The sequence below is a fragment of the Pseudomonas mosselii genome (assembly GCF_019823065.1).
Classification (GTDB): Bacteria; Pseudomonadota; Gammaproteobacteria; order Pseudomonadales; family Pseudomonadaceae; genus Aquipseudomonas; species Aquipseudomonas mosselii.
The window spans coordinates 5,234,111-5,255,991 of the sequence record NZ_CP081966.1 but is presented as its reverse complement, the minus strand read 5'-3'; the positions used below and the strand labels follow the sequence as shown (position 1 = coordinate 5,255,991).

The 21,881-nt window shown below is 64.6% G+C and carries 17 protein-coding genes; 10 read left to right on the top strand and 7 right to left on the bottom strand.

Annotated features, from left to right (window positions below; all coding sequences use genetic code 11):
• Positions 1-28: 28 nt before the first annotated feature.
• The 5 genes from K5H97_RS24425 to K5H97_RS24405 all read left to right on the top strand — a co-directional run bounded on the left by K5H97_RS24425 (position 29) and on the right by K5H97_RS24405 (position 5,576).
• Positions 29-670 carry a tetratricopeptide repeat protein gene (locus K5H97_RS24425; RefSeq protein ID WP_028689599.1) on the top strand — a complete coding sequence of 214 codons (642 nt, stop codon included), beginning with the start codon at positions 29-31 and terminating at the stop codon, positions 668-670.
• Entirely contained in the window at positions 645-1,814 is a 1,170-nt protein-coding gene (gene bamB / locus K5H97_RS24420) for an outer membrane protein assembly factor BamB (protein ID WP_088852385.1), read from the top strand. Before K5H97_RS24425 ends, bamB begins: the two co-directional genes overlap by 26 nt.
• A 117-nt stretch (positions 1,815-1,931) precedes the next feature.
• Positions 1,932-3,395, top strand: coding sequence for a ribosome biogenesis GTPase Der (der, locus tag K5H97_RS24415; RefSeq protein WP_028689601.1), 1,464 nt, complete (start codon positions 1,932-1,934; stop codon positions 3,393-3,395).
• Between the two features lie 253 nt (positions 3,396-3,648).
• Positions 3,649-4,797, top strand: a complete 1,149-nt coding sequence (locus K5H97_RS24410) for a pyridoxal phosphate-dependent aminotransferase (RefSeq protein ID WP_028689602.1) — start codon at positions 3,649-3,651, stop codon at positions 4,795-4,797.
• Positions 4,785-5,576, top strand: a complete 792-nt coding sequence (locus tag K5H97_RS24405; RefSeq protein ID WP_028689603.1) for an amidohydrolase — start codon at positions 4,785-4,787, stop codon at positions 5,574-5,576. Before K5H97_RS24410 ends, K5H97_RS24405 begins: the two co-directional genes overlap by 13 nt.
• 71 nt (positions 5,577-5,647) lie before the next feature.
• Here the strand turns inward: K5H97_RS24405 and K5H97_RS24400 are convergent, their stop codons facing one another.
• Positions 5,648-8,203, bottom strand: coding sequence for a sulfite reductase flavoprotein subunit alpha (locus tag K5H97_RS24400; RefSeq protein WP_028689604.1), 2,556 nt, complete (start codon positions 8,201-8,203; stop codon positions 5,648-5,650).
• Between the two features lie 102 nt (positions 8,204-8,305).
• A complete protein-coding gene (locus K5H97_RS24395; RefSeq protein WP_028689605.1) occupies positions 8,306-10,543 on the bottom strand; it encodes a TonB-dependent receptor in 2,238 nt (745 codons plus the stop codon).
• Between the two features lie 223 nt (positions 10,544-10,766).
• Between K5H97_RS24395 and K5H97_RS24390 the strand changes: the two genes are divergently transcribed.
• Both K5H97_RS24390 and K5H97_RS24385 read left to right on the top strand, forming a co-directional pair.
• Complete coding sequence (locus tag K5H97_RS24390) at positions 10,767-11,447, top strand: Fe2+-dependent dioxygenase (protein ID WP_028689606.1); 681 nt, start codon at positions 10,767-10,769, stop codon at positions 11,445-11,447.
• Positions 11,448-11,450: 3 nt separating this feature from the next.
• The gene (locus tag K5H97_RS24385) at positions 11,451-12,200 is read left to right on the top strand and encodes a tetratricopeptide repeat protein (RefSeq protein WP_028689607.1); all 750 of its coding nucleotides are present in this window, start codon (positions 11,451-11,453) and stop codon (positions 12,198-12,200) included.
• A 120-nt stretch (positions 12,201-12,320) separates the two neighbouring features.
• On the opposite strand, the gene K5H97_RS24380 is transcribed toward K5H97_RS24385, so the two are convergent.
• The gene (locus tag K5H97_RS24380) at positions 12,321-13,484 is read right to left on the bottom strand and encodes a type III PLP-dependent enzyme (RefSeq protein ID WP_028689608.1); all 1,164 of its coding nucleotides are present in this window, start codon (positions 13,482-13,484) and stop codon (positions 12,321-12,323) included.
• A 656-nt stretch (positions 13,485-14,140) separates the two neighbouring features.
• On the opposite strand from K5H97_RS24380, the gene K5H97_RS24375 reads away from it, so the two are divergent.
• The 3 genes from K5H97_RS24375 to K5H97_RS24365 all read left to right on the top strand — a co-directional run bounded on the left by K5H97_RS24375 (position 14,141) and on the right by K5H97_RS24365 (position 18,125).
• Positions 14,141-14,671: a sigma-70 family RNA polymerase sigma factor gene (locus tag K5H97_RS24375; RefSeq protein WP_051555637.1), complete on the top strand. Its 531-nt coding sequence runs from the start codon at positions 14,141-14,143 to the stop codon at positions 14,669-14,671.
• The gene (locus K5H97_RS24370) at positions 14,619-15,602 is read left to right on the top strand and encodes a FecR family protein (protein WP_028689609.1); all 984 of its coding nucleotides are present in this window, start codon (positions 14,619-14,621) and stop codon (positions 15,600-15,602) included. Before K5H97_RS24375 ends, K5H97_RS24370 begins: the two co-directional genes overlap by 53 nt.
• A gap of 108 nt (positions 15,603-15,710) precedes the next feature.
• Positions 15,711-18,125, top strand: a complete 2,415-nt coding sequence (locus K5H97_RS24365) for a TonB-dependent siderophore receptor (RefSeq protein WP_028689610.1) — start codon at positions 15,711-15,713, stop codon at positions 18,123-18,125.
• A gap of 141 nt (positions 18,126-18,266) precedes the next feature.
• Here K5H97_RS24365 and K5H97_RS24360 read toward each other — a convergent pair whose 3' ends face one another.
• Genes K5H97_RS24360 through K5H97_RS24345 form a run of 4 tightly spaced genes read right to left on the bottom strand, consistent with a single transcriptional unit; the run spans position 18,267 to position 21,709 of the window.
• Complete coding sequence (locus K5H97_RS24360) at positions 18,267-19,424, bottom strand: osmoprotectant ABC transporter ATP-binding protein OsmV (RefSeq protein ID WP_028689611.1); 1,158 nt, start codon at positions 19,422-19,424, stop codon at positions 18,267-18,269.
• Positions 19,421-20,074 (bottom strand): ABC transporter permease, encoded by a 654-nt coding sequence (locus K5H97_RS24355; RefSeq protein WP_011532365.1) that lies wholly within the window; start codon positions 20,072-20,074, stop codon positions 19,421-19,423. The genes K5H97_RS24360 and K5H97_RS24355 overlap by 4 nt, the downstream gene beginning before the upstream one ends.
• Positions 20,071-20,982: a glycine betaine ABC transporter substrate-binding protein gene (locus K5H97_RS24350; RefSeq protein WP_028689612.1), complete on the bottom strand. Its 912-nt coding sequence runs from the start codon at positions 20,980-20,982 to the stop codon at positions 20,071-20,073. The genes K5H97_RS24355 and K5H97_RS24350 overlap by 4 nt, the downstream gene beginning before the upstream one ends.
• A gap of 13 nt (positions 20,983-20,995) precedes the next feature.
• Complete coding sequence (locus K5H97_RS24345; RefSeq protein WP_028689613.1) at positions 20,996-21,709, bottom strand: ABC transporter permease; 714 nt, start codon at positions 21,707-21,709, stop codon at positions 20,996-20,998.
• Between the last annotated feature and the right edge of the window lie 172 nt (positions 21,710-21,881).

Below are 21,881 nucleotides of genomic sequence, written 5' to 3'. Positions count from 1 at the left end.
CAACGAATAGGCGAATAGGAGTATTGGGGTGTCGAGTACCGATGATGAGAGCCTGGCTGCAGCCAAGGACTGGTGGAACCGCAACGGCAAGCCGCTGCTGACCGGCGCCCTGCTGGCTGGCGTGGTGGTGTTGGGCTGGCAGACCTGGCACAAGTATCAGGCCAACCAGTCCCAGGGCGCCTCGGCGCTGTACCAGGCGCTGCTGGAAACCTCGTTGACGCCTGACGGCAAGCCCGACGCGAGCAAGGTCGCCGAGCTGTCCGGCAAGCTCAAGAGCGAGTTCGGCGGCACCGCCTACGCCCAGTACGGCAGCCTGTTCGTGGCCAAGGTCGCGGTCGAAAGCGGCAAGCTGGACGATGCGGCCAGTGAGCTGAAGAGCGTGCTGGACAAGCCGGCCGACGCCACCCTCGGCGAGATCTCGCGCCAGCGTCTGGCCCGCGTGCTCGCGGCCCAGGACAAGGCCGAGGACGCGCTCAAGCTGCTCGAGGGCGATACCGACAAGGCCTTCCTGGCCAGCCGCGAAGAACTCAAGGGCGACCTGCTGGTACAGCTGGGCCGCGCCGACGACGCGCACAGCGCCTACGAAAAAGCCAAGGCCGCGCTGTCCGACGACGCCGCGATCGGTGGCCTGCAACTGAAGCTGGATGACCTGGCCAAAGGGGACGCCTGAAGTGAAGGGTTGGAAACAAGCAGCAGTGCTCACCCTCGCCGTGCTGGCGGCGGGTTGCAGCAGCAACAGCAAGAAGGAACTGCCCCCGGCCGAGCTGACCAAGTTCACCGAGGAAGTGGTGCTGAAGAAGCAGTGGAGCCGTTCGATCGGTGACGGCCAGGGCGAGACCTACAACACCCTGGTGCCGGCCATCGAGAACGACCGCATCTACGCCTCCGACGTCAACGGCGAGGTCTTCGCGCTGAACCGCATCACCGGCGACGTGGTGTGGAAGAAGGACCTCGAGCTGCCGGTATCCGGCGCGGTGGGCGTGGGCTACGGCCTGGTCATGCTGGGGACCCTCAAGGGCGAGGTCATCGCCCTGGATTCCAGCACCGGCGAGGAGCGCTGGCGCTCGCGCGTCAGCAGCGAAGTGCTGGCGCCGCCCGCCAACAACGGTGACGTGGTGGTGGTACAGACCCAGGACGACCGTCTGGTCGGCTTCGACGCCGCCACCGGCGACCGTCGCTGGATCTACGAGAACAGCCCTGCCGTGCTGACCCTGCGCGGCACCGGCGCGCCGGTGGTGACCAACCGCCTGGCCGTGGCCGGCCTGTCCACCGGCAAGGTGGTGGCGGTCGATATCAGCAACGGCGTGCCGGTGTGGGAGAGCCGCGTGGCGATTCCGCAGGGCCGTTCCGAGCTGGACCGTGTGGTGGACATCGACGGCGGCCTGCTGCTGTCCGGTGGCACCCTCTACGTCAGCACCTACCAGGGCCGCGTCGCCGGCCTGGACCTGGAAAGCGGCCGCGTGCTGTGGCAGCGCGATGCTTCCAGCTATGTGGGTGTCGCTCAAGGCTTCGGCAACGTCTACGTGAGCGAAGCGTCGGGTACCGTGCAGAGCGTCGACGAGCGTTCTTCCAGCTCGCTGTGGAGCAACGATTCGATGGCCCGCCGTCAGCTGTCGGCGCCGGAAGTGTTCTCCAGCTACGTGGCGGTGGGCGACTTCGAGGGTTACCTGCACCTGCTCAGCCAGGTCGATGGCCGCTTCGTCGGCCGTGAGCGTATCGACAGCGATGGCCTGCGCGCCCGACCCCTGGTGGTCGGCGACACCATCTACGTCTTCGGCAACAGCGGCAAGCTCGAGGCACTGACCATCCGCTGAAGCTATGCTTGAGCTCGCTCGCGGGCTCAGGCCGCGGCGCATGAAGCGCCGCCCGAACTCCGGCCGCTGCCTTGCAGCGGCCTTTGCATTTTCAAGAATTCAAGAGTGGAGAGCCGCATGGTTCCCGTAATCGCCCTGGTGGGCCGGCCGAACGTCGGTAAATCCACCATGTTCAACCGCCTGACCAAGACCCGCGACGCCATCGTCGGCGACCTGTCGGGCCTGACCCGTGACCGCCAGTACGGCGATGCCAGCTGGCAAGGTCGTTCCTACATCCTGATCGACACCGGTGGTATCACCGGTGACGAAGTGGGCATGGACGAGAAGATGGCCGAGCAGTCGCTGATGGCCATCGAGGAAGCCGACTACGTGCTGTTCCTGGTCGATGCCCGCGCCGGCATGACCGCCGCCGACCAGATGATCGCCGATCACCTGCGCAAGCGGAACAAGGAAGCGATCCTGGTCGCCAACAAGATCGACAACATCGATCCCGATATCGCCCGCGCCGAGTTCTCGCCGCTGGGCATGGGCAACGCCATCCCGGTGGCGGGCTCCCAGGGCCGCGGCATCAACGCCCTGATGGAATCGCTGCTCGGCCATATTCCCCGTGACCCCGAGGAAGAAGCCCTCGAAGAGGATGTCGCCGAAGGCGAGGAAGCCACGCGCATTCCCGGCCCGAGCGAGAAAGACGGCATCAAGATCGCCATCATCGGCCGCCCCAACGTCGGCAAGTCGACCCTGGTCAACCGCATGCTCGGCGAGGAGCGCGTGGTGGTGTACGACCAGCCGGGCACCACCCGCGACAGTATCTACATCCCGTTCGAGCGTGATGGCGAGAAGTACACCTTCATCGACACCGCTGGCGTGCGCAAGCGCGGCAAGATCCACGAGGAAGTCGAGAAGTTCTCGGTGGTGAAGACCCTGCAGGCGATCAAGGACGCCAACGTGGTGATCTTCGTCATGGACGCCCGCGAAGGCGTGGTCGACCACGACCTCAACCTGCTGGGCTTCGCCCTGGACGCCGGTCGCGCCGTGGTCATCGCCCTGAACAAGTGGGACGGCATGGAGCCGGGCGAGCGCGACTACGTGAAGACCGAGCTGGAACGCCGGCTGTTCTTCGTCGACTTCGCCGACATCCACTTCATCTCGGCGCTGCACGGCACCGGCGTGGGCCACCTGTACAAGTCGGTGCAGGCCGCGTTCAAGTCGGCGGTCACCCGCTGGCCGACCAGCCGCCTGACGCAGATCCTCGAAGACGCCATCAGCGTGCACCAGCCGCCGTTGGTCAACGGTCGCCGCATCAAGCTGCGCTATGCCCACCTCGGTGGTGCCAACCCGCCGCTGATCGTGATCCACGGCAACCAGACCGACAAGATCCCCAACTCGTACTCGCGCTACCTGGAGAACACCTACCGCCGGGTGCTCAAGCTGGTCGGCACGCCGATCCGCATCGAGTACAAGGGCGGTGACAACCCGTTCGAGGGCAAGAAGAACACCCTCACCGATCGCCAGGTCAACAAAAAGCGCCGCTTGATGTCGCACCACAAGAAGGCCGAGAAGAAGCGCCGCGACAAGCGTTAGTAACAACGCTTGCAGAACCCTCGTTGGGAGGGGCCCCGCGATGAGAGTGTTCAGGTCAGTTGACTGCCTGATCTGATCTCATCGCGGGGCAAGTCGCATCGGCGCACCGCCGCTCCCACGCTTCATTCTGCTGTTGGGTTGCAACGATTGACCCACCGCAATCCCCCTATTGTTTCAACCTTTTTCCTGACTGCTCGATCCGCTATGCTCGGACCCAACCCCGTGCCGGACAAACCCCAGGAAAGAGGGCTCCATGATCCGCAGCAAACTGCCGAACGTCGGCACGACCATCTTTACCACCATGTCGCAACTGGCCATGCAGACCGGTGCACTCAACCTGTCCCAGGGCTTCCCTGACTTCAATGGACCCCAGGCCCTGCTCGATGCCGTTGGCCGGCATGTGGCCGCCGGGCACAACCAGTATTCGCCGATGACCGGCCTGCCAGCCCTGCGCCAGCAGGTTGCAGCCAAGATCGCCCGGCTGTATGGCGTGGCAGTGGATGCCGATCACGAGGTGACCATTACCCCGGGCGCCACCGAGGCGATCTTCTGCGCCATCCAGGCGGTGATCCACCCCGGTGACGAGGTGATCGTCTTCGACCCCAGCTACGACAGTTATGAGCCATCGGTGGAGCTGGCCGGTGGCCGCTGCGTGCATGTGCCGCTGCGCGACGGCAGCTTCAGCATCGACTGGCAGAGGTTCAGCGACGCCCTGAGTCCGCGCACGCGCATGGTCATCCTCAATTCGCCGCACAACCCCAGCGGCGCCTTGATCAGCCGCGAAGACCTGGACCAGTTGGCCGCGTTGATCGGCAACCGCGATATCTATCTGATCAGCGACGAAGTCTATGAGCACCTGATCTACGATGGCGTGCGCCACGCCAGCGTGCTGGCCCACGCGCAGCTGTACAGCAGAGCCTTCGTCATCAGCTCGTTTGGCAAGACCTATCACGTCACCGGCTGGAAAACCGGTTACGTGGTTGCGCCACCGGCGCTCAGCGCCGAATTGCGCAAGGTGCACCAGTACGTCAACTTCTGCGGCGTGACTCCCTTGCAGTGCGCCCTGGCCGACTTCATGGCCGAGCACCCTGAGCACATCGACGAACTGCCGGCTTTCTACCAGGCCAAGCGCGACCTGTTCTGCGATTTGCTGCAGGCCTCGCGCTTCACTTTCACCCGCACCCCGGGCACTTACTTCCAGCTGGTGGACTATTCGCAGATCCGCCCCGACCTGAACGATGTCGACATGGCCCTGTGGCTGACCCGTGAGCATGGCGTGGCCAGCATCCCGGTGTCGGTGTTCTACCAGCAACCCATCCCCGAGCAACGCCTGGTGCGCCTGTGCTTTGCCAAACGCGAGGAGACGCTGCGCCAGGCAGCGGAGAAACTATGCGCGATCTGAGCCAACTGTCGAACCTGAAAATCGCCCTGGTGCAGACCACCCTGGCCTGGCACGACCGCGAGGCCAACTACGCGCACTTCGAGGAGCTGATCGGCCAGGCCGGCGAGGTGGACCTGGTGGTCCTGCCGGAAATGTTCACCACCGGTTTTTCGATGGAGTCCGAAAGCCTGGCGGAGCCGGAAAACGGCCCGACCTACAAGTGGCTCAAGGCCCAGGCGAAGAAAGCCAACGCGGTGATCACCGGCAGCGTGATCATCCAGGCCGCCGACGGCAGCCACCGCAACCGCCTGCTGTGGGCACGGCCCGACGGCGAGATCCTGCACTACGACAAGCGTCACCTGTTCCGCATGGCCGGCGAGCACAAGCACTACACTCCTGGCGAGCGCCAGGTGCAGTTCGAGCTCAAGGGTTGGCGGATCCGCCCGTTGATCTGCTACGACCTGCGCTTCCCGGTGTGGAGCCGTGACGCCCAGGACACCGACCTGCTGCTGTACACCGCCAACTGGCCGGCGGCGCGGCGCCTGCACTGGAACCGCCTGCTGCCGGCGCGGGGCATCGAGAACCTGTGCTTCGTCGCGGCGGTGAACCGGGTCGGCACCGATGGCAAGGGCTTCGCCTACTCCGGCGACAGCCAGGTGTTGGACTTCCAGGGCGAGAGCCTGCTCAGCGCGGGCGAGGCCGACGGGGTGTTCACCGTGGTGTTGCGGGCGGCGGAGCTTGCGGCGTACCGGGCGCGGTTCCCGGCGAACCTGGATGCCGATACCTTCGATCTGCATTAAGGGCCAATCGCGGGGCCAGCCCGCTCCCACGGTATCGTGGGAGCGGGCTGGCCCCGCGATGCTTTCAGGCTTCAGTACACATCTCGCCGATACCGCCCATCCTCGATCAACTGCTGTACGACAGCCTCGCCCAGGATTCCCTGCAACGCCGCATCCACCCCGGCCGCCATGCCTTGCAGGCTGCCGCAGACATACACGCAAGCGCCATCCTCGATCCAGCGCTTGAACTCGGCGGCCTGCTGCAACAGCACGTCCTGCACATAGATCTTCTGCGCCTGGTCCCGCGAAAACGCCAGGTCCAGCCGTTGCAGGTCGCCGCTTTCCACCCAGCCCTGCAGCTCCTCGCCGCACAGCAGGTCGTGCGCCCGGTTGCGTTCGCCGAACAGCAGCCAGTTGCGTTGCTCGCCTCCAGCAATGCGGGCCTTTAGCAGGCTGCGCAGACCGGCCAGGCCGGTACCATTGCCGATCAGCACCAAGGGCGCCGATTCGACGGGCAGGTGGAAACCGCTGTTGCGACGCAGGCGCGCGCTGACGCTGCCTTCCAGCGGCAGGTATTCGGTCAGCCAGCCGGAGCCAAGGCCCAGGTTGCCATCGGCGTGGCGCTCCTGGCGCACGATCAGCTCCAGCACGCCATCGCTGGCGATGGAGGCAATCGAGTATTCACGGGCGGTGAGTGGGATCAGTGCGTCGACCAGTGCCTGGGCATGCAGGCCGATCAGGTGTTCGCGGCTGACCGGCAACTGGCGGCTGGCCAGGGCCTGCGCCAGGGTTTCCTGCAGGCCGTCGAGCTGCACCGGGCTGCCTGGGTCAAGGCCCAGGCCGGCAAGGAAGGCATCGACACGGGGCTGGCCGTTGCGTGGCAGGACTTCGATCAGGTCACCGGCCTCCCAGGTTGCGGGCGCTTCTGCCTGCAGGCCCAACAGGTACACCGGCGCCCCCTGGCTGCCGGGGTTGAGCTGATCGCGGCGCGACAGGCGCCAGTTGCCGAAGCTTGGCGGCTGCCAGGCGGCGACCGGGCGGGCGCCGGTCAGGTGCGTCAGTTCCTGTTGCCACAGCTGCAGGGCGACGGGGTCGGCGTTGTCCACCTCCACCGGGCTGAAGGCGCAGGTGGCGCCACGTTCGCCGAGCCAGGCCTGGAGCCGGCGGGCGAAGCCGCAGAAGTGCGGGTACTGGCGGTCGCCCAGGGCCAGCAGGGCGTAGTCCAGGTGATCCAGCGGCCAGGCTTGGCCGAGGACCTTGCGCTCGAAGCCACGGGCGCTGTCCGGAGCTTCGCCGTCGCCGAAGGTGCTGACCACGAACAGTGCTCGGTTGGCCTGGCGCAATTCGGTTTCGCCCAATTCGGCCAGCGGGCGTACCTGCACCGACAAGCCGGCGGATTGAAGTTGGCCGGCGCTCTGCCAGGCCAGCTGTTCGGCGAAGCCGCTCTGGCTGGCGAAGCCGATCAACCAGCTATCTCCGTCATTGGCCTGAGGGGCCACCGCGCCACGTGCGGCGCGAACCTGACGCTTCTTGCGTCGACGGTCGAGGTACAGCAGCCAGCCGGTGACGAAGAACAGCGGCATGGTCAGGCTGGCGAGGGTGACGATGATTCGCCCCGGCAGGCCGAAGTAGCTGCCCACGTGCAGAGCGTAGACGCTCTGCAGCAACTGGGCCTTGAACGACTTGTCGGTGTAACGCTCGTGACGTTTGACCTGGCCGGTGGCCGGGTCGAGGGTGAGGGTGTTCAGGGCGCGCCCGTGGTCGGCGCCTTGCAGCAGGTAGAACAGGGTCGCCGGTTGCCCGCCGGCCGGCGGCAGGCGCAGGTTGTAGGTGGACAGGCCGGGGCCTGCGGCGGCCTTGAGATTGGTCCAGATGGCATCGTAATCGACAACAAGAGGCGGGGCGTTCTTGTCCACCCTGGTCGGGCCATGGCGACCGCCGCGACCTTCGCCACGCTTCTGCTCGCCGGCCGCGGGTTGGTCGGCCAGCAGGCGATTGAGGCCTTCGCGGTACCATTCGTAGGACCAGAACAGCCCGGTCAGGGCGAACAGCAGGTAGAACAGCAGGCACCAGGTGCCGAATACCGCGTGCAGGTCCCAGTTGAAGGCGCGGCCTTTCTTCGCCCAGTCCAGCGTCAGCCAGGCCCGCCAGTCCAGTGCCTTGCGCGGCCAGCGCAGGTACAGCCCCGAGAGGCAGAAGAAAATCAGCATCAAGGTGCAGGCGCCGGTGATCTGCCGGCCTGTGTCGCCCATGGCCAGGAACCGGTGCAGGTTGAGCATGAGGTTGAAGAAGCCCAGGCCAGCCACGTCACCCTTGAGCTCGCCGGTGTACGGGTCGGCGTAGCGCAGCGCGCCACGGCGCTCGCCGGGGGCGGGGGTAAAGAAGATTCGCGCGGCGTTGCCCTCGCGGGTATCGACCCAGAGCATGGAGACCTTGTCGCCTTGCGCGGCCTCGACCCGGCGCACCAGTTCGGCCGGCGCCAGCACGCCTTCCTGGCGGATCTCGACCTTCAGTACCTCGGCGTTGAATGCCCGCAGCAGTTCTTCCTGGAAGGACCAGATCGCGCCGGTCATGCCCATCAGCGCCAGCACCAGGCCGGCGGTGATGCCAAGGAACCAGTGCAATTGGAACAGCGTCTTCTTCACCACATCGATTACCTTGTATTGCCGCCAGGGACTGCGCGGCGTGCATTATGCCTTGATACGCAAAAGCCCCGTTCAAGCGAATGAACGGGGCCTGGTGCTGCTGCATCAGAAGTGGAAGTTGGCGCTCATCAAGGCAGTGCGGCCAGCGGCCACATGGGCGTAGTGGGTCGAGAACACCTGGTCGAAGTAGCGTTTGTCCGTCAGGTTCTGCAGGTTCAGCTGCAGGTCCACATTCTTGGTCAGGCGATAGGTCGCCATGGCATCGTAGCGCCAGTAGGACGGTACTTCGACGGAGTTCGCCTCGTCACCGAAGCGGGCGTCGACGAAGGTCGCGCCAGCACCGAGGGTCAGCTGCGGCACGATGTCGTAGGTCGACCAGAAGGTGAAGTTGTTCCGCGGCGTACTCGGCATATGGTTGCCTTGGTTCGCTGCCGTGGTGGTCTTGACGATCTCGCTCTCCATGTAGGTGTAACCGCCGTAGACCTTCCACTTGCTGGTCAGGTTACCGGCGTAGGTCAGCTCCAGCCCCTGGACTCGCTGCTCACCATCGAGCACCTGGTACGTCGCATTGTCAGGGTCGGTGACCCGTGCGTTGGTCTTGTCGGTACGGAACAGTGCGGCAGTGAGCGAGAGGTTCTCGTCGAAGAAGTCCCACTTGGTGCCTATTTCGTAGTTGCGATTGCGTTCCGGATCAAGATTGCTGTTGTTGGCGGCCAGTTCCAGGCCACCGTTGCCGCTGGATTCACCCGACGGGTTGCTGGACGTCGACCAGGCCGCGTAGACGCTGCCGTTTGGCAGGGGCTTGTAGACCACACCCACTTGGTAGTTCCACAGGTGCGCATTGTTTTCACGGGAGAAGTCGCCGGCCACCGAGCCTCGACCGCCGGTGCTGTAGCCGCTGGACTTGGTCTGGTAGTCGTCGTAGCGCAGGCCGAGGTTCAGCGACCACTGTTCATTGAACGTGAGGGTGTCGAAGACATAGGCGGCGCTGGTCTTGGTGTCGGTGTCGGTGTAGGCCGGACTGTCGGTGATGGTGCCCGACCAGCTATCGTCCGGGGAGGGATCGTACAGGCTGGTGCAATCGCCGGAGGCGAGCAGCGCGGGGTTGCAGGTCGTGCCGGTTCCCGCGGCGGAGGTGATCACATAGCCACGGTTGTGGGTGTCGCTGTAGGTGAACTCCAGGCCAGTGACCAGGCTGTGTTCGATGAAGCCTGTGTTGAACTTGGCACTCAGGTCGGTCTGGTTGACCCAACCCTTGGAGGTGGAGTTGCGGTTCTTGGTGGAGCGATAGACTGTGCCGTTGGCAACGTTGCCCTTGCTGTCATCAGGGTTGGTGACGATGTAGTCGAGCGTCGAGCGCGACATGCGCAAGCTGTTGGACAGTGTCAGGTTGTCGTTCAGGTCATGTTCGATGCGCAAGGTGCCACTGTCGTTGCTGGTCTTGCGATAGTCGCGACCGTTCAGGCCATAGAAGTTGTCGCGATCGACATGTGCCGGCCCGTCCACGTTGTACTTGCTGCGCGTGGCACTGCGGTTCAGCGGGATGCCGTAGTCCGGCATATCGTCGGTCTTGAGATGGTAGTAACCCACCGTGACCCGGGTATCGGTGCCCAGGCCGAAGGCAAAGGAGGGGGCAACGCCCCAGCGACTGACATCCACATCGTCACGACCGGCGACATTGGCCTCGTGCTTCATCAGGTTCAGGCGAAAGGCCGAGCTGTCGGTCAACTGCTTGTTCAGGTCCAGGGTCGTGCGCTTGGTCTGGTCGCTGCCCCAGGTGAAGCCGCCATTGTAAGCATCACCCAATTTTGCAGTCTTGGTGACCAGGTTCAGACTGCCGCCAGTGGAGCCGGCGCCGGTAAAGGCCGAACCGGGGCCTTTGCTCACTTCGACCGACTCGACGTTGAAAATTTCGCGGCTTTGCGAGGCGACATCACGCATGCCGTCGACGAACACATCGCTTTCGGCATTGAAGCCGCGGATGATCGGTCGATCACCTGCGGGGTTGCCGCCCTCGCCCGCACCGAAGGTGATGCCTGGGGTCGTGCGCAATGCGTCCACCAGGGTGGTAGCCCCGGTGTCACGGATGACCTGCTGCGGGATGACAGTGACACTCTTCGGCGTTTCACGCAGGGGAGCCGTGTACTTCTTCGAGCTGGCCGTGTCCGACTTGTAGGTGGTGGCATCCTGCGTCGCATTCACGCTGGTGGCGTCCAGCGAGATGACGGCATCCGTGCTCTGCTCGGCAGCCAGCGCCCCTTGTGAAGCGGCGGCGGTGACGGCAACGCCGATGGCGGAGGCGAGCAGACGTGGTGAACTCACAGCAGATGGCACGTGACGCATTGTTGTAGACCTTCCCCAAGGTATGAAGGCCGTGGATGTTAATGTAAGCGAATGTAAGGAACAATTGAGAAGCGTTACCATTCGCCAGAAATTTACATTCTTTACAATTTTGCCTTACGGTTTTTGCGGTCTCATCCGTCGTGCCATGAATAAAGGGGCTTGTGGTAGGTAAAAGTGAATCAATATCATTGACGCTCCTATGGTCATATCTGGTGCCGCCGCCATGCTGCTTCACATTCCCGGGCTGTTCGACGCCGATGAGATCTCGCGCATCCGCGAGGCCCTGGAGCAGGCCGACTGGGCCGACGGCAAGATCACCGCGGGGTACCAGTCGGCCAAGGCCAAACACAACCTGCAGTTGCCCGAGGGCCATGCGCTGGCCAAGGAGATTGGCAGTGCGTTGATCGAGCGGCTGTGGCGCAACCCGTTGTTCATGTCGGCGGCGCTGCCGCACAAGGTGTTCCCGCCGCTGATTAACTGTTACCGCGAAGGGGGCAATTTCGATTTCCACATCGACAACGCCCTGCGCCAGCCCAAGGGCAGCCCGGAGCGGGTGCGCACCGACCTGTCCTCGACGCTGTTCCTCAGCGATCCGGACAGCTACGACGGCGGCGAGCTGGTGATCCAGGACACCTATGGCGTGCGCGAGGTCAAGCTGGCCGCCGGCGACATGGTGCTGTACCCCGGCACCAGCCTGCACAAGGTCAACCCGGTCACCCGCGGTGCGCGCTATGCGGCGTTCTTCTGGACCCAGAGCCTGGTGCGCGAAGACAGCCAGCGCACCTTGCTGTTCGAGATGGACAACGCGGTCCGCCAGCTCACTGCCGATGTGCCCGAGCATCCGTCGCTGCTGCAACTGACCGGCACCTATCACAACCTGCTGCGCCGCTGGGCCGAGGTCTGAGCCGTGTCCTATCAGTTGCGTCGTGAGGATGTGGTGGATGTGGCCGGGTTGCAGGCGATGCTCGAACACAGCCCGGGTCAGGCCGCCCAGGCGATCCTCGCGGCGGCGGGGCAGGGGGTGGTCGAGGCGCAGTTGCTGCTCGGGCAGATTCTGCTCGATGGGCGCGGTATCGAAGAAGATGCCGGTGTGGCCCGCCGTTGGTTCGCCATCGCCGCCCAGGGCGGCAGCGCCATGGCGCACAACATGCTCGGCCGGTGCCTGGAGCACGGCTGGGGCGGCGAGGTGGATCTGGCGCAGTCGGCCATTCACTATGCCCGTGCGGCCGACGCCGGCCTGGACTGGGGGATGTACAACCTGGCCAACCTGCTGGCCACCGGGCGCGGGGTGCCGGCCGACCAGGCCCAGGCGTTGATGTGCTACGAGAAAGCCGCACAGCTGGGGCATGCCAAGTCGATGAACCTGTATGGGCGCTACCTGGAGCAGGGCATTGCCACCGCGCCAAGCCCTGCCCGGGCCGTGCGCTGGTATCGGCGTTCGGCCGAGGCCGGGGATTTTCGCGGGATGTTCAGCCTGGCGCTGGTGCTGGCCGAGCGGGGGGAGATCGGGGAGGCCGGGCCATGGCTGGAACGGGCCAGGGTCGAGGGCAACCTGAATTTCCTGCGCAGTGCGCTGGTGACGTTGCAGGGGGCGGGGCCGGCGCTGATGGCCCATGCGGCGCGCTATGCCGAAGAGATCGAACTGCGCGGTACTTGAGTATGTCCGTTCCGGTCATATCGCGGGGCAAGCCCGCTCCCACGGGTCTTCACCACAGGCGTGGGAGCGGGCTTGCCCCGCGATGGAATTGAAAACGGGGCCTTGCGGCCCCGTTGTGCATTACAGGTAGTAGGCTTTCAGCGGCGGGAAGCCGTTGAACTCCACCGCGCTGTAGCTGGTGGTGTAGGCACCGGTGGACAGCCAGTACAGGCGATCGCCGATCGCCAGGTTCAGCGGCAGGCCGTACTTGTAGTTCTCGTACATGATGTCGGCGCTGTCGCAGGTCGGGCCGGCGATCACCACTTCCTCGGTCTCGCCTTTCTTCTCGGTCCAGATCGGGAACTTGATCGCCTCGTCCATGGTTTCGATCAGGCCGGAGAACTTGCCCACGTCGGTGTAGATCCAGCGCTCGACCGCGGTGCGCGACTTGCGCGCCACCAGCACCACTTCACTGACCAGGATGCCGGCGTTGGCGATCAGCGAGCGGCCAGGCTCGAGGATGATTTCCGGCAGGTCGTCGCCGAAGTCTTCCTTGAGGAAGCGGATGATTTCCTCGGCGTAGGTCTCGAGGCTGTTGGTACGGGTGATGTAGTTGGCCGGGAAGCCACCGCCCATGTTGATCAGCTTCAGTTCGATGCCGTCTTCTTCCTTCAGGCGCTCGAAGATCACCTTGACCTTGGCGATGGCCGCGTCCCACACGCTGATGTCGCGCTGCTGGGAGCCGACGTGGAAGGAGATGCCGTAAGGCACCAGGCCCAGGTCGCGGGCGAGGATCAGCAGGTCCATGGCCATGTCGGTCTGGCAGCCGAACTTGCGCGACAGCGGCCAGTCGGCGGTGGTGGAACCTTCGGTGAGGATGCGCACATAGACCTTCGAGCCCGGCGCGGCCTTGGCAATGTTGCGCAGGTCGGCTTCGGAGTCGGTGGCGTACAGGCGCACGCCTTTCTCGAAGAAGTAGCGGATGTCCTTGGACTTCTTGATGGTATTGCCGTAGCTGATACGGTCGGGGCTGACGCCACGGCCCAGCACCTTGTCCAGCTCGTAGATCGAGGCGATGTCGAAGCTCGAGCCTTTCTCCTTGAGCAGGTCGATGATCTCGACCGCCGGGTTGGCCTTGACCGCGTAGTAGACCTTGGCGAATTCGAAACCGGCGCGCAGGTCGTCATAGGCCTGGCTGATCATCTGGGTATCGATGAGTACGAACGGGGTTTCCTGCTTGTCGGCGAACGCCTTCATCTTCTGGAAGGTGTCACGCGCAAAGTAGTCTTCGACCTGGATCGACATGCTCAAGGGCTCCATGGGCAAACTGAAAAGATAAGTGGCAGCACACTGAACGTCCTCCGTATCCCCACTTTGGTTCGCCTACTTCCCAAGGCATGTCGCCGAAAGCAAAAAGGTCAACCGTGCCGGGAAAGGGCGGCGGGTGACCTTGCTGTCTCGTCGTCAGTACTTGAGCCGGATGGATCGTTTCCAGCATGGACGTTCGGCGCGCACTTTAGGATGTGAAAACCGCAAGATCAACAGGCAGGTCCGGGGTGTTCGTCGTGTATCGACGCTCCACCGCTGCAATTACCGACCGGTGCGTGGCATGGATGTTCCGGAAAAGGCCGCAAGCGTTAAAAATTGTGGAATAGGTGGCGATCTGGTCGCGAACGGCTGAAAGCTGGGTTCTTTGCATGTTGGCTGGCTTTCGCCGAGAAAGAGCCGAAGAATCGGCAGAAGACCGTTTGTCGGAGTTGTGTGGTGAACGGGCTTTTTCCGGAGAGTGTTCATATTTATGGCCACGGTGTGACGCCCGTCATTTTTTTTGAATTCGTCATAAATTTTTTGTTACCGACACTGGAAACCACCCTTGGTCGGCTCAAGGCAGGGCCAATTGCCGTCATTTATGAGAAGCATTACTATTCGCGACCTCATCTGCCTCCCTGACGACCCCGAACGTGTCCGGACACAAAGGCTTTCTCGACCACTACCATGAGCTGATCGGCACCTGGACGCGCAAGTTGCGCAGTCGTCAGCAGGCCGAGGACCTCACCCACGACGCCTTTGTCCGGGTTCTGGAAAACCCGAGCGAGCAGGTCGAGCAGCCGCGTGCCTACCTGCACCAGACCGCCCGCAACATTGCCGTCGATGGCTTTCGCCGCGAGGACCGTCGCCAGGCACTGGAACTTGAGGCGTTCGCCGACGGCGCCGCCAATGGCAGCGACCCGGAGGCCTACGTGCAAGCCCTGGAACTGGCCGACAGCGTCGAGCGGGCGTTGGCCGAGTTGCCGCTCAACTGCCGCCGGGTGTTCATCTGGCAGAAACTCGAGGGCCTGACCCAGGCCGAGATCGCCGAGCGCATGGGTTTGACCAAGAACATGGTCGAAAAGTATATGATCCGCACGCTCCGACACCTGCGTGAGCACTGTCGGCCAGATGAGTCAGGAGACCCCATTGTTCAGACAGCACGCGCCCGACCCCGTGGGTGAGCAGGCGGCCAGCTGGTTCGCCCGGGCCCAGGAGGCGCCGCATGACAGCGCCGTGCAGCAGGCCTTGCAGGCCTGGCTGGCGCAGCACCCACGTCATCGCGAGGAGTATCAGCGCCTGGTACAGCTGTGGCGCGCCGCCGATTTCATCCCCCGACAACGCCTCGAAGCGCTGTGCCAGCCCGAGCCGGCGCGCCCGCTTGCGCGCCGCCGCCTGCTGCGCCAGGCCTTGGCGGCCGGTGTAGCAGTGGCCGCGCTGGGGCTGGGCTGGACAGGTTGGCAGTACCAGCAGCTCAACCATCAGGACACGTTGAGCACGGCCCATGGCGAGCGGCGTCAGGTTGAACTGCCGGACGGTTCAAGGCTGGAACTCAACAGTGCCACCCAGGTGCAGGTGATGTTCTCTGCGGGGCGTCGCCATGTGCGCCTGGAGGCGGGCGAGGCGATGTTCATCGTCGCCCACGACAGTGGCCGGCCATTCGTGGTGAGCACCGCCCAGGGTGAAGTCACCGTCACCGGCACCCGCTTCGATGTGCGCCAGGACTTGAGCAGCACCCGCGTGGCGGTGGAACAGGGTTCGGTGAAGGTGCAGGGCGCGGCCGAATCGCTGGCGCTGCTCGGCGCCGGCCAGGGTTCGCACATCGACGCCCAGGGCAAGGTCGCCGCGCCCTATGCCGTCGACGCCAATGCCGTGACCGCCTGGCGCCAGGGCAAGCTGGTGTTCGACAACGCGCCGCTGAGCGAGGTGGTGGTGGAAGTCTCCCGTTACCGCGCCCAGCCGCTGCATGTGGCACCCGGCAAGGCCGCCGCGCTGCGGCTGTCGAGCACCTTTAGCACCGACGATCCGGACGCACTGTTGCGCGCACTGCCGAGCATCCTGCCGGTGCAGGTGAAGACCCGTCCGGATGGCTCCAGCGAAATTATTTTGAAATAAATTCAGGTTTTTTTCCGTTCGTTCGTCTTCCCCGCCAGCTGCAACTGCCAAGCATTTCCATTTGCATGCGGTTGGCGTTTATCCCGACTCTCAGGACCCCTCGAAGACGTGAACAACAATAAGCCCCTTCTCCAGCTGCGCCGCCTGGCGCTGGCCCTGGCGGTCAGCGCCGCCGGCACCAGCTACGCCGACAGCATCCAGATCCAGGCCCAGCCATTGGCGGGCGCACTCAAGCAACTGGGTCAGCAGACCCACCTGCAGCTGTTCTTCAGCCCCGAACTGGTGGACGGCAAGCAGGCCCCGGCGGTGTCCGGCAACCTGGCGCCGGAGCAGGCCCTGCAGCAACTGCTGCAAGGCAGCGGGCTGACCTTCGAGCAGTCCGCGGACACCGTGGTGGTCAAGCCGGTCCAGGCCGCCGGCACCCTGACCACCGGCAGCCTGGAGCTGGCGCCCACCGATGTGAAAGTGGTTGGTGACTGGCTGGGCGACGCCCAGCAGAGCGTGGTGCAGAATCATCCCGGTGCTCGTACCGTGGTGCGTCGCGAAGCGATGGTGGAGAAGGGCACGATGAACGTGCGCGATGCCCTGCGCGGCATCCCCGGCGTGCAGGTGCAGGACTCCAACGGCACCGGTGGCAGCGACCTGTCGCTGAACGTCGGCGTGCGTGGTCTTACCTCGCGCCTGTCGCCGCGCTCGACCGTGCTGATCGACGGCATCCCGGCGGCCTTCGCCCCTTACGGCCAGCCGCAGCTGTCGATGGCGCCGATCTCCTCGGGCAACCTCGACAGCATCGACGTGGTGCGCGGCGCCGGTTCCGTGCGCTATGGCCCGCAGAACGTCGGCGGGGTGATCAACTTCGTGACCCGGGCGATTCCCGAGAAGGCCTCCGGCGAGTTGTCCACCACCCTGGAGACTTCCCGCCATGGCGGCTGGAAGCACACCGAGTCGGCCTTCGTCGGCGGCACCGCCGACAACGGCATGGGCGTGGCGTTGCTGTATACCGGTGTGAACGGCGACGGCTACCGCAGCAGCAACAACGACAACGATATCGACGACGTGATGCTCAAGACTCACTGGGCGCCGACCGATGTCGACGAGTTCTGGCTCAACTTCCACTACTACGACGGCCGTGCCGACATGCCCGGTGGCCTGACCCAGGCCCAGTACGACCACGATCCCTTCCAGTCGGTGCGCGACTACGACTATTTCAGTGGCCGGCGCAAGGACGTGTCGTTCAAGTGGCTGCGGCAGATCGACGACGCCACCCGGTTCGAGGTGCTGACCTACTACACCGACAGCTTCCGGGGCAGCGCCATCGCCGCGCGCGACATGAAGACCCTGTCGTCGTACCCGCGCAACTACCACACCTTCGCCATCGAGCCACGCCTGTCGCGGATCTTCTTCGTCGGCCCGACCACCCAGGAAGTCAGCGTCGGGTATCGCTACTTGAAGGAAGCCATGCGCGAGCAGTCCACGCGCCTGGCCCTGGTCGACAACGTGCCCACTGTCACCCCGACCTCCGACGGTCATGTGTTCCAGGACCGCAGCGGCGGCACCGAGGCCAGCGCCTATTACATCGATGACAAGATCGACGTCGGCAACTGGACCATCACCCCGGGCATCCGCTTCGAGCACATCAACACCGACTGGCGTGATCGCCCGGTGCTGGACGCCAACTACCGCCCGGTGCCGGAGAAGAACCGCAGCATCACCAGCAACGAACCGCTGCCGGCGTTGAGCGTGATGTACCACCTGTCCGACGCCTGGAAGCTGTTCGCCAACTACGAGACCTCGTTTGGCAGCCTGCAGTACTTCCAGCTGGGCCAGGGCGGTACCGGCAACAACACGGCCAACGGCCTGGAGCCGGAGAAGGCCAAGACCTACGAAGTGGGTACGCGCTATGACAACGGCGGCTTTGCCGGTGAGTTGACCGCGTTCTACATCGACTTCGACGACGAGCTGCAGTACATCAGCAACGACATCGGCTGGACCAACCTGGGGGCGACCAAGCACCAGGGTATCGAGGCCTCGGTGCGCTACGACCTGGCCGGTCTCGACCCGCGGCTGGAAGGCCTGTCGGTCAATGGTGGCTACACCTACACTCGCGCCACCTATGAAGGTGATATCCCCGGCTTCAAGGGCCGCGACCTGCCGTTCTACTCGCGCCAGGTGGCCACCGCCGGGCTGCGTTACGCCGTCAACCGCTGGACCTGGAACCTGGACGCGTACGCCCAATCCAAGCAGCGCGCGCCGGGAACCGGGATGAATGCCAACGGCAGCTTCAACGGCAACTACATCACCGAGCCGAGTGCCGACGGGCAGTATGGCGATATTCCGGGGTACGTGACCTGGCATGCCCGTGGCGGCTATGACTTCGGGCCGCAGCTGTCGAACCTGAAGCTGGCGGCGGGGGTGAAGAACCTCTTCGACAAGCAGTACTTCACGCGTTCCAGCGACAACAATGCCGGGATCTATGTGGGGGAGCCGCGCACGTTCTATGTGCAGGCCAGTGTAGGGTTCTGATCCGAGATTGCCGGGGCCGCTGCGCGCCCCATCGCGAAACAAGGCCGCTCCCACAGGTACTGCGCCGGCCTGGAGGCTGATGCTATACCTGTGGGAGCGGCCTTGTGTCGCGATGGGGCGCAAAGCGCCCCCGGCTATCCATCAGGAGACTACTGCCTCCGCCGGCGACACGATACTGGTCTTACCGCCCCGCGACCTGCCCGAGCTCAGGTACGCCGCAATCGACTCCTGCGTCACCTCCCCCAGGAACACGCCTTCGCTATCCAGCACCGGCAACCACGCCCGATTGAACTCGTACATCCGCGACAGCAGGATGCGCAGGTGCTCGTCATGCGCCGCCGTGGCGTTGAACGGTCGTAGGAAATCCCCACACGTCCCGTGCTGTCGGTGCATGTCGCGCCGGCGCACATAGCCCAGCGCCTTGTTCGCGGCATCTGTCACCACTGCATAACGGCGATCGTGCTCATCCAGCAGTTCCAGCGCCTCGCTCACCGACGTATCCGGGCTCAACGCTGGCGCGTTGTCCGCCGCATCCTCGGCGCGCACCAGCAGCAGGCGTTTCAGGGTGCTGTCCTGGCCGACGAAGTTACTGACGAAATCGTCCACCGGATGGGCCAGCAAGGTGTCCGGGTGATCCAACTGCAGCAACTTGCCGGCGCGGAAGATGGCGATCTTGTCGCCCAGCTTGATCGCCTCGTCGATGTCGTGGCTGACCATGATCACCGTCTTGTTCAGCGCCCGCTGCATCTCGAAGAACTCGTTCTGGATCATCTCGCGGTTGATAGGGTCGACCGCGCCGAACGGCTCGTCCATCAGCAGCACCGGCGCCTCGGCGGCCAGGGCGCGGATCACGCCGATGCGCTGCTGCTGGCCGCCGGAGAGCTCGCGCGGGTAGCGCTGCAGGTACTGCTTGGGCTCGAGCTTGATCATGTGCATCAGCTCGCGAGCGCGGTCGTGGCATTTCTGCTTGTCCCAGCCGAGCAGGCGCGGGACCACGGTGATGTTCTCCTCGATGGTCATGTTGGGGAACAGTCCGATCTGCTGGATCACATAGCCGATATGACGACGCAGGGTTACCTCGTCCAGCGCGCTGGTGTCTTCGCCGTTGATGAACACCTGGCCCGAGGTCGGGGTGATCAGGCGGTTGATCATCTTCAGCGTGGTGCTCTTGCCGCAGCCCGAGGGGCCGAGGAACACGCAGATTTCGCCCTCGTTGACGGTGAGGCTTACCGCGTCGACGGCTTTGACGTCCTTGCCGTTGACGTTGAAGGTCTTGCTGAGGTTCTTCAGTTCGATCATGGGCGCAGTCCTTCCGGAGTCAGGGCACGTTGCAGGGTTTGCAGGAGCAGGTCGGCGATGATCGCCAGCAGGCTGACCAGCACGGCGCCGACCAGCAGCATCGACATGTCGCTGCGGCTGATGGCGGTGAGGATGAGCACGCCCAGGCCACCGGCGCCGATGGTCGCGGCGATGGTCATCACGCCGATGTTCATCACCACGGCGGTGCGCACGCCGGCGAGGATCACCGGCACGGCAATGGGCAGCTCGACCATGCGCAGGCGCTGGCCGAAGGTCATGCCGATGCCGCGGGCGGCCTCGCGGATGCCCGGCTCGACGTTGGTCAGGGCCAGGTAGGTGTTGCGCAGGATCGGCAGCAGTGAATAAAGGAACACGGCGGTGATCGCCGGCAACGGCCCCAGGCCCTGGCCGAACTTCGAGTAGAACGGCAGCAGCAGACCGAACAGGGCGATCGAGGGGATGGTCAGCAGCACCGTGGCGCTGGCCTGCAGGGGGCCGGCGAACACCGGGAAGCGGGTCATCAGGATGCCCAGCGGCACGCCGACGACGATGGCCAGGCCCACGGCGATGCCAACCAGGGTGATGTGCTGCCCGGTCAGTTGCAGGACTTGCGCCCAGTCGAGATGGGCAAAGGTGTCGAGCAGGTTCATGGTTGTACCTCGCCGAGTGAGTGCTCACGCAGGAACGCCGCGGCGACCACGGTCGGGCTCTGGTGCTCGACATCGACCTGGGCGTTGAGCTTGCGCATGGTCTGGTCGTCGAGCTGACTGGCCAGCGGCTCGAGCAGGGTGGCCAGCTGCGGGTGGGCGTCGAGTACTGCCTTGCGCAGCACGGGCGCCGCGGTGTAGTCGGGGAAGTAGTGCTTGTCGTCTTCCAGCAATTTGAGATCGAAGGCGTCCAGGCGCCCGTCGGTGGTGTAGACCAGGCCGGCGAACACTTGGTTGTTGCGCATCGCGGTGTAGACCAGGCCGCCATCCATCTGGCGGATGTTGCGTCGGTCCAGGGGCAGGCCGTACATCTCGCGCAGGCCGACCAGGCCATCGGGGCGGTTGGCGAACTCGGTGTCCAGGGCCACCAGGTGGTGACGGTCGGGCTCGTCACGCAACACGTGGTTGAGATCGCTGATGGTGGTGACCTGCGGGTAGGCCGCGGCGACCTCCCTGGGCAGTCCCAGGGCATAGGTGTTACTGAATTTCGACGGAGTCAGCCAGACCAGTCCTTTCTTCGCATCGAGTGCCTTGACCCGGGCGTAGGTGGCTGCGGCGCTGGGCATGCGCTCGTCGATATGGTTGTAGGACACCAGCGAGACGCCGGTGTATTCCCACATCAGGTCGAGCTGGCCGGTTTCCTGGGCCTGGCGGGCGATGTTGCTGCCAAGGCCGGCGGTCACCCGTACATCGAAGCCGTTGGCACGCAGGTACTGGGCGGTGATTTCGGCGAGCACGGTCTGTTCGGTGAACACCCGCGCGCCGATGCGGATCAGCGGTTTTTCCGCCGCCTGGGCAAAGCCTGCGCATAGCAGGGCCGCGCCCAGCAACAGGGCGATTGTCTTCTTCATGGTTTCCCTCTCGTTAACGGGCCAGGCCACGTTCCAGCCAGCGCTTGCTGGAGAAACTCACCAGCGCGTCGAGCGCCAGGGCCAGCAGCGCGGTGCACGCGGCACCCAGCAACAGCTGCGGCTGGTTGTTCAGGGCGATGCCGGGGAAGATCAGGCTGCCCAGGCTGTTGGCGCCGATCAGGAATGCCAGCGGCGCGGTACCCACGTTCAGCGCCAGGGCCACGCGCACCCCGCCGACGATGATCGGCACGGCATTGGGCAGTTCCACCTGCCACAGCTGCTGGCGCGGGGTCATGCCGATACCGGTGGCGGCTTCCTTGAGCGAGGCGGGGACGTTTTTCAGGCCCTCGTAGGTATTGCGCACGATGGGCAGCAGGGAGGCGAGGAACAGCGCGAAGATCGCGGGACCTGCGCCGATGCCCAGGATGCTCAGGGCGATGGCCAGGACGGCCAGGGGAGGAATGGTGTTGCCAACGTTGAAAAACTGCATGAAGCGCTCGGCCTTGTCGACCCGGTGCGGTCGACTCAAGGCAATGCCGGCGGGGATGCCCACGGCCAGCGCCGCCGCCATCGAAGCCAGCACCAGGACCAGGTGCGCTTGCAGGTAGAACCCAAGATCGTCGCGGTAGCGGGCGATCGTGTCGATGCCGATCCAGTGGACCAGCAGGGCCAGGATGACGAGCACGGCGGCCCATCCCAACAGCCCTTTTCCGTAGCGTGCAGCCACAGGCGGACTCCTTTTTTATAGTCGGCGATCACACCCCCGTGCGGCCGGCCATTCCTGGCGGCGGGCAGCGTGGTCGCGAGCAGCAGCCCGATGCGCGGCATCAGGCCATGAGCCGAACCCCGTCGGGCTCGTGAAGCAGGTGAAACCAGCCCTGAACCAAAGCGGGTTGCAG